Origin of the sequence: uncultured Desulfovibrio sp. (assembly GCF_949282365.1) — a bacterium.
GTDB lineage: Bacteria > Desulfobacterota > Desulfovibrionia > Desulfovibrionales > Desulfovibrionaceae > Desulfovibrio.
This window is the reverse complement of record NZ_CASDOY010000013.1, coordinates 26,593-37,610: the sequence shown is the minus strand read 5'-3', so window position 1 is coordinate 37,610 and position 11,018 is coordinate 26,593. Positions and strand designations below refer to the sequence as shown.

The window sequence follows — 11,018 nt, the reverse complement described above, 5'->3', positions numbered from 1 at the left end:
GAGCAGGACGGTACGGACGGGGCCCGCCGCCCCGCGGAGCGCCCTGCCGCACGGGCCGGGATGGGCGCCGTGCCGGATACTGTGGCGGAGGCCGCGCCGGACGGCATGCCTGCATGCCTGCCGGACGTCCCGGCAGGAGCCGCAGGGGCGGCGCAGGGGAGCGGGGAGAGCGCCTGCGCGCCGGATGCCGCTGCGGGCGGCAGCGCCGCCGGATGCCGCGAGCTGACGGTGGGCGGCCTGAGCTATCTGGGCCAGGTGGCCGGGACCTACCTCGTGCTGCGCGACGGCTCCGGGGCCCTGATGCTGCTGGACCAGCATGCGGCGCACGAGCGGGTGCTCTACGAGCGCCTGCGCAAGGGGGCCTTCGCGGGCACGGCCCAGTGCCTGGCCCTGCCGCTGGAATTGCCCCTGCAGCCGGTGGAGGAGGAGCGCTTCCTGGAGATCAGGGACAATCTGGAGCGCATGGGTTTCGACGTGAGCTGCTCCGGCGGCCGCCTGCTGGCGCGGGGCATCCCGCCCGCCCTGTCGCGCGGTGAGGCCGGGGACTTCCTGCGCGAGGTCCTGGCCGGGCGCAGGGACGACATACGCGCCATGTTCATCTCCCTGTCCTGCAAGGGCGCCATCAAGGCCGGGCAGCGTCTGGCCGACGACGAGGCCGCGGCCCTGCTGCGCCAGTGGCTGCACACGCCGGAGCGGGAGTACTGCCCGCACGGCCGCCCCTGCGTCCTGCGCTGGGATGCCGCGGCCCTGGAAAAGCTGTTCAAGCGGCGGCAGTGAGGCTCCCGGGCCCGTGCGCCTGATGCGGCGGCATCGCCGCAGCGTACGGAACCGCAGAGCTCTTGTGCCGGCAGGCCTCCCGCCTCATGGCATGGCCTGCGGCGAACCCGGCGGGCAGTTGTTTGGACCGTACGGGAAAAACAGGCAGTCCGGTGCCGTATGGATGGAAGACAAGACCGGGACGGTCCCCCGGGGGACCGTCCCGGTCTGCCGTTCGCGGGGCGGGAAGCGGCATCACGCGGGAGCGTGTCCCTCCGCGATGCGGAAGGCTCCCGCTGCCGCCTTCGGGCGGCGTCATTGCCGCATGGCCCGCAGGCCGTTGGCCACCACCAGCAGGGCCGTGCCCACGTCGGCGAAGACAGCCATCCACATGGTGGCATGGCCGGTGAAGGTCAGGGCGAGGAACAGTGCCTTGACGCCCAGCGCCAGGGCGATGTTCTGCACCAGGATGGCGAAGGTGGCCCTGGACAGGCGGATGAAGCGGGGGATCTTGCGCAGATCGTCGTCCATGAGCGCCACGTCGGCGGTCTCGATGGCGGTGTCCGTGCCGTTGCCGGCCATGGCGAAACCGATGTCGGCCCGGGCCAGCGCCGGGGCGTCGTTGATGCCGTCGCCCACCATGCCCACCCTGTGGCCCCGGGCTTCCAGTTCCTCGATGACGGCGAGCTTGTCCGCCGGGAGCAGATCGGCCCTGAAGTCGTCCACGCCCACCTGACGGGCGATGGCCGCCGCCGCATGCCCGTTGTCACCGGTGAGCATGACCGTGCGCACGCCCAGTTCCTTCAATTCCCTGACAGCTTCCAGACTGCTTGCCTTGGGCGTGTCGGCCACGGCCAGCAGGGCCTGGACGCCCTTGTCGCCCACGAGCGCGACCACGGTCTTGCCCTGCTGCTCCAGCCGGGCGATCCGCTCCCCGACCTCTGCCGGGCACCGCCCCAGCGATGCCGCCAGGCTGCGGTTGCCCAGGTACCAGCGCTGTCCGGCCATGACGCCGCTGACGCCCTGACCGGGCAGCGCCGTGAAGTCGTCCACGTCCCGCAGGGGGATGCCGTCCTTCGCGGCGGCCTGGGCGATGGCCCCGGAAACGGGATGGTCGGAGCGGGCCGCCAGACTGGCCGCCAGCGAGCGGACTTCCGTTTCGTCTTCCTGCCCCGTGCAGAGGCAGTCGGTCTGGCGCGGCGTGCCGCAGGTGAGGGTGCCGGTCTTGTCCAGGGCCAGACAGTCAAGGCGTCTGCCCTGTTCCAGGAACAGCCCGCCCTTGATGAGGATGCCGTAGCGGGTGGCGGCGGCCATGCCGCTGACGATGCTGACCGGCGTGGAGATGACCAGGGCGCAGGGGCAGCCGATGACCAGCAGCACCAGAGCGGTATAGACGGCGTCCGTCCAGGCCGTGCCCAGGAACAGGGGCGGCACGACGGCGGCCAGCAGGGCCACCACGAAGACGGCCGGGGTGTAACAGCGCGCGAAGGTGTCCACAAGGCGCTGCATGGGGGCACGGCTGCCCTGGGCCTCTTCCACGGCATGGATGATGCGGGCCAGCGTGGTGTCCGTGGCCGCGGCGGTCACCCGGAACTCGAAGGAGCCTGAGGTATTGAGGGTGCCGGCGTAGACCGTGTCCCCGGCCTGCTTCTCCACCGGCATGCTCTCGCCGGTGATGGGCGACTGGTCCACCAGGGAATGGCCGTCCAGCACCAGACCGTCCAGGGCGATCTTCTCGCCGGGGCGCACGCGCACGCGGCTGCCCGCGGCCACGGTGCGGATGTCGGCTTCCTGCCAGCTGCCGTCCTCACGCAGGACAGTGGCCGTAGCGGGCGCCAGGGCCAGCAGGTCCCTGATGGCGTTGCGGGCCCTGTCCAGGGCCCTGGCCTCGATGGCTTCCGAGACGTTGAACAGCACCATGACCATGGCCGCTTCCGGGAACTGCCCGATGAGCACGGCCCCGGTGACGGCCACGGACATGAGGGCGTTGATGTTCAGGTCGAGGTTGGAGACGGCCAGCCAGCCCTTGCGATAGGTGGTCAGGCCGCCCAGCAGGATGGCGATGATGGCGAAGAGCAGGGGCAGGAGCGTCAGCACGGGCCAGCCAGCCACGGTCCATGAGGCCATGCCGTGGTCCGGGGGGAGCGCCTCCCAGTGCCGGACGAGCTCCATGAGCTCGGACAGGATGGCGAAGCCGCCAGCCACGGCGAGCCGCTTCCAGGGGATGCGGGGAGCCGGCATGGCGTCCTGGGCCTGTGCCGTCCCTCCCAGCAGCCGGGCGCCCATGTCCAGGCCTTCCAGGGCGGCGCTGATGGCCGGGAGGGCCGCGGGCTCGTGCCGCACATGCACGCGGCGCTGCATCAGGTCGGTCTCAAGGCCGAGCAGCCCCGGCAGGCCGTCCAGAGCCTTGCGGACGAGGCGCTCTTCCGTGGGGCAGTCCATGCCGTCCAGCACAAAGACGGCCGTGGCGCCTCCGGCCGCATCCAGCGTTTCCGGCGTCATGCCGATGGCCCGCAGGGCGGACTCGATGGGCGCCGTGGACGGCAGGCCGTGCTCCACGGTGAGCACGCGCTGCATGAGGTTGAAGCCGAGGCCGGTGATACCGGGGACGGTGGCCAGCTTCTTCCTGATGAGCGCCTCTTCCATGGGACAGTCCATGTTGCTGATGCGGTACACGGCGCGCGTGGCGGAAGGGGCCGCCAGCGTGGCCCAGTCCACGGCCTGGGCCGCACCATGGCCGCAACGGCACTGGCCATGCCCGTGGTCGTGGGCATGGTCGTGGCCGCCGCTCCCGTGCTCGTGCGCATGGAGGTCGCCCGCATGCGCATGGCCGTGCGGGTGGGCGTCGTGCCCGGGGGCATGGTCATCTGTGCATCCGTGGTCATGGCTGTGGCCACAAGGCCCGTGGCCGTGGGAGGCGTGTGCGTGTCCGGCGGGCATGGCTGCACGGGGCAGCCTGTCGCATTCGAAGCCCTGCGGGTGCCGGGCGCCGCAGGGGCATGGAAACAGGGCTCCACTGTTCATGGTCGTTCCTCCACGGGGCTGCCGGTGTCCGGCGTCCCCGGTCGTTCTTGCTTTTTACAGACCATAGGGCCTATAGTCGCTATAGGGTCAAGAGGGAAGGAAGCCCTGCGGAAAGATTTTTCCGGCCGCTGCCGGGACGCCCCACAGGCCCGGACCGGAGGAGCACATGAAGTTGAAGATAGGCGAGCTGGCGAAGATGACCGGCTGTCAGGTGGTCACCATCCGCTATTATGAGAAGGAAGGGCTGCTGGAACGCCCGGAACGCACGGAACGGAACTATCGCCTTTACGGGGACGGGGACATCGCGCGGCTGCGCTTCATCCGCCATTGCCGCCAGCACGGCATGAGCCTGGCCGAGATCCGCACCCTGCTGGTGTACAGCGACCATCCCACGGGCAGCTGTGACTGGATCAACAGGCTCATCCGCACGCATATCGAAGCCGTGGAGCAGCAGATACGGGACCTTGAGCACCTCAAGACGCATCTCGAATCCCTGTATCACAAATGCGACGGCAACCGGGAAGGGGGCTGCGGTATCCTGAAGAGCCTTATCGACGGCGAGAACTGCCAGTACTGTCAGGCCCGGCAGCGGCGCCCGGGGCAGGAGCGGGCCTGAGCCCCGCCAGAGGCCCCTCTGTCCCCGGCCGGGAAGAAAGAAGGGGGCGGATCAGCCGGCTGATCCGCCCCGCCGTCCTTTGTGCCGGGATGTCCGCTGTGCCGGGATGTCCGCATCCAGGGCGTGCTGATACAAATTTTGCAAGTTGTTTCGCACAAACAGAGGATATCAGCCCCGCATGCCCGGTGAAGGAGGGCTGCCGCAGGCGTCACGTCCAGCGTATGCGGGTGACCGCCGGCCCCGCATGCCCGGTGAAGGAGGGCTGCCGCAGGCTCCCGTGCCCGTCTGGAAAAGCGCGCTGGGCCAAGGAGCTTGGGGGAAGGGGAAGCCCTCTCGCGCGGGCAGCGGCCGGATGGCGGCCGCAGGCCGTGCCCGTTGCCACGGAGGAAGCTGCGGGCATCGGCAGCGGAGATGAGGGCCTTCCCTTCCCCCAAACAGGTGGACAGTGCCGGCACGCCCTAGCGCGCGCCCTTGGGGAAGAGCACCACGCCGATGGTCTTGAAGATGATGTGGATGTCCAGCAGGATGGAGATGTTCTTCACATAGAACAGGTCGTATTCCAGCTTGTGGCGGGCGTCTTCCTCATTGGCGCCATAGGGGTAGCGGACCTGGGCCCAGCCCGTGAGGCCGGGCTTCACGGTATGGCGCAGGCTGTAATAGGGGATGTGTTCCTTGAGCTGCTTCACGAAGGTCATGCGTTCGGGGCGGGGGCCGATGAAGCTCATGTCGCCCTTGATGATGTTCCAGATCTGGGGCAGCTCGTCGATGCGCACCTTGCGGATGAACTTGCCCACGCGGGTCACGCGGGCGTCGTTGGCCGAGGCCCAGACAGCGCCGTCCTTTTCGGCGTCGGTGCGCATGGAGCGGAACTTGTAGACCGTGAATTCCTTTTCATACAGGCCCACGCGGTCCTGGCGGTAGATGACCGGTCCCGGCGATTCCAGACGGATCAGCAGGGCGGTGATGAGCATGACGGGCGCGGCCGGGATGAGCAGCAGCAGGGACAGGAACAGGTCGAAGGCCCGCTTCAGGCGGCGCAGGCTGCCGCGCGTGTTGAGCGAGAAGCCCTCGGTCTGCAGCAGCCATTCCTCGGTGATCTGGGACAGGGGCAGGCGCTGCACCACATGTTCGTAGAAGGCGCGGATGTCCACCACCATGGCGCCGTGCAGCTTGGCTTCCAGCAGGTCGTGGGCGATGTCGTCGTCGATGGGGGCGTCGGGCAGGAGCACGATCATGGTGGCCTGGTGCTTTTTGGCGGCTTCCAGGGCCATGAAGGGCGGGCCGAAGCATTCACCGGCTTCGGGGCCCTGGTCCTTTTCGCCCACATAGCCCAGGATGCGGGCCTTGGGCAGGCCTTCGGCCAGCAGCTTGCGCACCTTGCCTTCGCGGTCCACGCCCACCAGCAGCACGCGCAGGGGATGGGTCAGCTTCTCGGCATTGAGGTAATAGAGCAGGCGCCAGCCCATGCAGAACACGAAGGAAAGCGCGAAGAGCAGGAGCACGGTCTCGCGGTCGAAGCGCCAGTGCTCCAGGGCGAAGGAGGCCGTGGCCGAACTGATGATGCCCAGCACACAGGCCACCAGGACGCGGCCCAGGGTGTCCTTGATGTCTTCCATGCCCACGCTGTAGGCGTCGAGGATGTAGAAGAAGAGCAGGTAGAAGAAGACGGTGAACAGGGATGCGCCGGTGTAGTCGTCAAAGACGCTCAGATCCGGCGCGATGGTCACCAGACCGGAAACGGTCAGGGCCAGCAGGATGCAGCACAGGTCCACCACCTGCATCAGAGCCATGCGGTAACGGCTGATCATAGTTTCTCCACGTTTCTCCAAGGGTTCGTGCCGGGGAACATCCCCCGCGGACGGTCCGCGACGCTACGGACAGGGCGCTGGCGCGCCTGGACGGCGCGCCCGGTCGCGGACGGCCGGGAGCCCGTCGTCGGGCCTCCGGCGGCACGGTCTTAACCGGCAGCGTGGGGCACACGCATGTCGGACAGGATCTTTTCGGCCACGACGTCGGCGTCGAACTCACGGCAGGCCAGGGCCCGGCCGGCGGCCCCCATCCCGGCCAGCAGCCGGGGCTCGTCCAGCAGGCGGCGCATGGCGGCGGCCAGGGCGCGGGCATCGTGGGCGGCGCAGATGCAGCCGTTGACGCCGTCCTCCACCACCTCGCGGCAGCCGGGCACGTCCGTGACCACGGCCGCGCGGCCCATGCTCATGCCTTCCATGATGGACGTAGGCGTGCCTTCACGCCACGAGGGCAGCACCAGGGCGTGACAGGCCGCCACATAGGGGCGCACATCGCGGGTCTCGCCCAGGTATTCGATGCTGCCTTCGTCCTGCCAGCGGCGCACCTGGGCCAGGTCCACGCTGCCCAGGCCCTGTTCCGGCGGGCCCAGCAGCTGGAAGCGGGCGGCGGGATAGGAGGCTTTCAGCTCTCTGGCCGCGGCGGCGTATTCGGGCAGGCCCTTGGCTTCCAGCAGCCGGCCCACCAGCAGGAAGGTCAGGGCCCGCTGTTCCGGGGGGCAGTCGTCGGCGGGCAGGGGCGGCAGGGGCGCTTCGGCGAAGCGGCGGATGTCCACCCCGGTGCCGCGCGCCATGAGCACGCGCGCGTCGCGGCCCAGGATCCCCACCCGGCGGAAGAGCTCGGCATCGTCGCGGTTCTGGAAAAAGACGCCCTCGGCTCCGGCCAGGGCGCAGCGGTACAGGGCCACGCTCAGGCGGTTGACGCATTTCTTGAACAGGTTGTCCGCCTCGAAGGCATAGCCCAGACCGGTGATGGTGGCGTAGATGTGCGGCACCCCGGCCAGACGCGCCGCCAGGCAGCCGTAGATGACGGGCTTGATGGTGGAGGCGAAGAGCAGGTCCGGTTTTTCCCGCCGGAAGAGGCGGTACAGGGCCTGCAGCGTGACCATGTCCCGCAGGGGATTGAGGCCCTTGCGGTCCAGCGGATAGTGGCACAGACGCACGGCCGGGCCTGAACGGCGCGCGCTGCCGTGCCCGCCGATGGCGAGGAGGGCGGCTTCGGCGGCACTGTCGCCGGGGGGGACGGCACAGAGGACGGTATGTCCGGCCGCCCGCATCCGGCCCATGAGCACGGTCCAGAAATTGGCGGTGGAGCGGGCCTGATTGCCCAGTACGAGTATTTTCACGGCATATCCTTTGTCCGCCTTTCCGGCGGACGCCTCAAAAGCTCCGGGATCTCCCGCGCCGGCGGCAGGGCACCGGCCGGGCGCGGCAGCGGGGGACGGCCGGTGGCGGGAACGGCCCCGTGGCCCTGCAGCGGCCTCTTTACGGGGCTATACCAGCATCGCCCGTCTCTGAAAAGAGGCCGTAGGGGGCCCGGCGTGCCTGCCGGGAGCAGCGGCGGAGGGGGCGCTCCCTTCCGTGCAGGCCCCGGGGCGCTCGTGCCGGGCATCCGCGGACAGGAGACGGGCAGTTTGGCCGGGGCGCAGTCAGGATGCGGGCAGGACGCGGGCGGCGGCCGCACGACGGCGCCATCATGGCACACAGGGCCGGTGCCCCGATACACCGCGGCCTGTCCGGGCGGTGGCGGCGCACGAAAGCCGGGCAACGACAGACCGTCCGGCAGGCTCCCGGCGGGCCCGCGCATTTTGACAGCGGCGGCGGCGCAGCGTACAAGGGAAGCACGCCGTCTGTGCCGCGAGGGCGGAAATTTTCGTTCTCGCGGCCTCCCGGCGGGCAATCTCGATCCCAAAGGAAGCACTATGAGCGCTTACAGCCAACTGTGTGAAACGATGCGTGCCCGGCCCTCCACCTGGCTGGTGACCGGCGTGGCCGGCTTCATCGGCTCCAATCTGCTGGAACATCTGCTCAAGCTGGGGCAGACCGTGGTGGGCCTGGACAATTTCCTCACCGGCTACCAGAAGAACCTAGACATGGTGGAAGCCTTGGTGGGTCCCGAAGCCTGGAGCCGCTTCACCTTCATCAAGGGCGACATCCGCGATCTGGATACCTGCCGCCAGGCCTGCCAGGGCGTGGACCATGTGCTGCACGAGGCCGCCCTGGGTTCCGTGCCGCGTTCCATCGACGATCCCATTTTGTCCAACAGCTGCAACATCACCGGCTACGTCAACATGCTGGTGGCCGCGCGTGACGCGGGCGTCAGGAGCTTCGTCTACGCCGCCTCCTCCTCCACCTACGGCGATTCGCCCGAGCTGCCCAAGGTGGAAGACAAGATCGGCCGTCCCCTGTCGCCCTATGCCGTGACCAAGTATGTGGACGAGCTCTATGCCGACGTCTTCGCCCGCTGCTATGGCTTCACCACCGTGGGCCTGCGCTACTTCAACGTGTTCGGCCAGCGTCAGGACCCCTACGGCGCCTATGCCGCCGTCATCCCCCAGTGGTTCGCCAGCCTGCTGAAAAAGGAGACCGTCTTCGTCAACGGCGACGGCGAGACCAGCCGCGATTTCTGCTACATCGACAACGTGGTCCAGGCCAACCTGCTGGCCAGCTTCGTGGGCGAGGAAGGCCGCAACAAGATCTATAACGTGGCCTTTGGCCAGCGCACCACCCTGAACGAGCTCTTTGAGCTGATCCGCGAGGAAGTGTCGCGCCACATGCCCGAGGCCGCCACGGCCACGGCCACCCACCGCGACTTCCGCGCCGGCGACGTGCGCCACTCCCTGGCCGACATCACCCGCGCCCGCACCCTGCTGGGCTATGATCCCCAGTTCGACGTGCGCACGGGCCTGCGCCTGGCCGGCGACTGGTACGCCGCCAACCTGTAGTCTGTTTTGCCGTTTTGCCGCACAGGCCCCCGATGCCGGAACGCATCGGGGGCCTTTTGCATCCGGGGAACATGGTGCGCAGAGGGCAGCCCTTTGCCGGTGGCAAAAGGGGCCCCCTCCCGCCTCTCCTTGTCCAGGGCCCGTCCATGCGGGCCTGGCATGGCGCTCTGCCGGTCTCGCGGGCTGCTTCCCTTCCTTTCCGTTCTGCCGGCGGTGGCCGCGGCGTCCCATGTCACCGGCGGGCGCGGCCAGGCGGGCGCCTGCGGTCGCTGCCTGCGTCCAGGGGCTTTCCACGGGCCTTCCGCCGCGGACAGGAGCGACCTCCCCCCGCTGTTCCCGCCTGGATACACCATTCCGGCCTTCCGCCGCGCACAGGAGATGGGCTGGGGCGTGCTGGCACGAATTGTACGATTCATTTCAACGCATTAGGAGATTTCATCGGCGGCCTCTGTCCGGTGGAGGATGCTTGCCGCATCTTCCCCTGTTCATCCGAAAAAGCGCGCTGGGGAAAGGAGGAGGGAGAAGGGGAAGCCTTCGCGCGCGAGCAGCGACCGGATGGCAGCCGCCGGCCGTGTCCGTTGCGACGGTGGAAGCTGCGGGCATCGGCAGCAGGGAGGAGGGCCTTCCCTGCCCCCCCGGACAAGCTGCGGAGAGTGTCAGCACGCCTAGACGTGCAGCAGCACGGACAGGGGGATGTCGCCCAGCAGCTTGCGCCCGCCCAGGGCGTCCAGTTCCATGAGCATGCAGCAGCCCGCCACGCTGGCCCCGCTCCGGCGCACCAGGCGGATCATGGCGTTCGCGGTGCCGCCCGTGGCCAGCACGTCGTCCACGATGAGGACGCGGTCTTCCGGGCCCAGGGCGTCCTTGTGCAGGCAGAGGGTATTGGAGCCGTATTCCAGGTCATAGCTGACGGAAAAGGTCGCGCAGGGCAGCTTGCCGGGTTTGCGCACCGGGGCCAGGCCCGCGCCGAGGCGCTGGGCCAGCGGCGCCGCGAACAGGAAGCCCCGCGCTTCGGCGGCCACGATGCGGGTGGGCCGCAGGGCCCGTGTCTGGGCGACCATCCAGTCGGTGACGGCGGCAAAGGCCCCGGGCGAGGCCAGCAGGGGCGTGATGTCGTAAAAGAGGATGCCGGGCTTGGGGTAGTCGGGCACATGGCGGATGAAGGACGCGATGTCCATGGGGACCTCCGGGGATGCGGGTTGGGTGACGGATCGCGGGGCAGGACCGGATCGCGGGCGGGCTCCCCGCGAGGTGCGGCCAGCACCGTGAAGGGGCAGGGCGGCTGCCGCGCCGCATGCCCGCCGGACGAAGCCGGGACCGGGAGCCCCCGGCGGCGGCTGCCGGACGCCGTGCCGCCGGGGCCAGAGGGGGCGTCGACCCCTCGTCCTGCGGCGAGGGCAGGGCGCGGGAAGGCGCTGCCGGGCGGGCATCAATGCCCGGAATAGTCCAGCACGTTGTTCAGGGGCGCGCTGCTGCTTTTGACCTGCCCGTGATCGAAGACATGCCGGGTCAGGCGCCAGCCTTCCATGTCCAGCACGTCCAGCTTGCCCTGCATGGCCGGGGTCAGGTGGGCCCGGAAGGCGTCCAGTACGCCGTCTTCGGGAAAATAGAAGCCTTCCAGTGAGATGCGGGCCATGTCGCCCTCGCGGCAGAGCAGGGGCACGTCCCCGTCATCGTCGCCCAGGGCATCGCGCAGGGCCAGCTCCAGGGCGTCGTACAGGGCGGGGGTCACGGGATAGACATGGCCGTAGGCCTTGACCAGGGGATCGCGCACAGCGGGCTCCGTGGGGATGCGGGGCGACTGTCCGGGACGGCCGCGGCCGTCCCGGGGCGGACATGCCGGCCCCTGAAAAAAGAAAAGGTCCTGTCGCAAGG

Annotated in this window: 7 protein-coding genes and 1 pseudogene; 3 read left to right on the top strand and 5 right to left on the bottom strand. The window is 69.2% G+C overall.

Translation table 11 applies throughout. The features are described 5' to 3' along the window. Nucleotides 1-777: pseudogene (locus Q1X76_RS04825) on the top strand (DNA mismatch repair protein MutL); the annotation flags it as partial. A gap of 294 nt (nucleotides 778-1,071) precedes the next feature. Here the strand turns inward: Q1X76_RS04825 and Q1X76_RS04820 are convergent. Beyond that, nucleotides 1,072-3,414 (bottom strand): heavy metal translocating P-type ATPase, encoded by a 2,343-nt coding sequence (locus Q1X76_RS04820; protein ID WP_366140983.1) that lies wholly within the window; start codon nucleotides 3,412-3,414, stop codon nucleotides 1,072-1,074. A 532-nt stretch (nucleotides 3,415-3,946) separates the two neighbouring features. On the opposite strand from Q1X76_RS04820, the gene Q1X76_RS04815 reads away from it, so the two are divergent. Beyond that, nucleotides 3,947-4,396, top strand: coding sequence for a Cd(II)/Pb(II)-responsive transcriptional regulator (locus tag Q1X76_RS04815; protein ID WP_300718393.1), 450 nt, complete (start codon nucleotides 3,947-3,949; stop codon nucleotides 4,394-4,396). 458 nt (nucleotides 4,397-4,854) lie between these two features. Here the strand turns inward: Q1X76_RS04815 and Q1X76_RS04810 are convergent, their stop codons facing one another. Further along, entirely contained in the window at nucleotides 4,855-6,204 is a 1,350-nt protein-coding gene (locus Q1X76_RS04810; protein WP_300718392.1) for a sugar transferase, read from the bottom strand. A gap of 149 nt (nucleotides 6,205-6,353) precedes the next feature. Then, the gene (locus Q1X76_RS04805; RefSeq protein ID WP_300718391.1) at nucleotides 6,354-7,544 is read right to left on the bottom strand and encodes a glycosyltransferase family 4 protein; all 1,191 of its coding nucleotides are present in this window, start codon (nucleotides 7,542-7,544) and stop codon (nucleotides 6,354-6,356) included. A gap of 576 nt (nucleotides 7,545-8,120) precedes the next feature. On the opposite strand from Q1X76_RS04805, the gene Q1X76_RS04800 reads away from it, so the two are divergent. Continuing rightward, a complete protein-coding gene (locus Q1X76_RS04800) occupies nucleotides 8,121-9,143 on the top strand; it encodes an NAD-dependent epimerase/dehydratase family protein (RefSeq protein WP_300718390.1) in 1,023 nt (340 codons plus the stop codon). 665 nt (nucleotides 9,144-9,808) lie between these two features. Here the strand turns inward: Q1X76_RS04800 and Q1X76_RS04795 are convergent. Both Q1X76_RS04795 and Q1X76_RS04790 read right to left on the bottom strand, forming a co-directional pair. Beyond that, entirely contained in the window at nucleotides 9,809-10,321 is a 513-nt protein-coding gene (locus Q1X76_RS04795; protein ID WP_300718389.1) for an adenine phosphoribosyltransferase, read from the bottom strand. A gap of 251 nt (nucleotides 10,322-10,572) precedes the next feature. Continuing rightward, entirely contained in the window at nucleotides 10,573-10,917 is a 345-nt protein-coding gene (locus Q1X76_RS04790) for a hypothetical protein (protein ID WP_300718388.1), read from the bottom strand. Nucleotides 10,918-11,018: the final 101 nt, after the last annotated feature.

Excerpts from the sequence above, each read along its gene's own strand:
- Q1X76_RS04820 (WP_366140983.1), bottom strand. The coding sequence starts at position 3,414 with ATGGACTGTCCCATGGAAGAGGCGCTCATCAGGAAGAAGCTGGCCACC.
- Q1X76_RS04815 (WP_300718393.1), top strand. The coding sequence starts at position 3,947 with ATGAAGTTGAAGATAGGCGAGCTGGCGAAGATGACCGGCTGTCAGGTG.
- Q1X76_RS04810 (WP_300718392.1), bottom strand. The coding sequence starts at position 6,204 with ATGATCAGCCGTTACCGCATGGCTCTGATGCAGGTGGTGGACCTGTGC.
- Q1X76_RS04800 (WP_300718390.1), top strand. The coding sequence starts at position 8,121 with ATGAGCGCTTACAGCCAACTGTGTGAAACGATGCGTGCCCGGCCCTCC.
- Q1X76_RS04795 (WP_300718389.1), bottom strand. The coding sequence starts at position 10,321 with ATGGACATCGCGTCCTTCATCCGCCATGTGCCCGACTACCCCAAGCCC.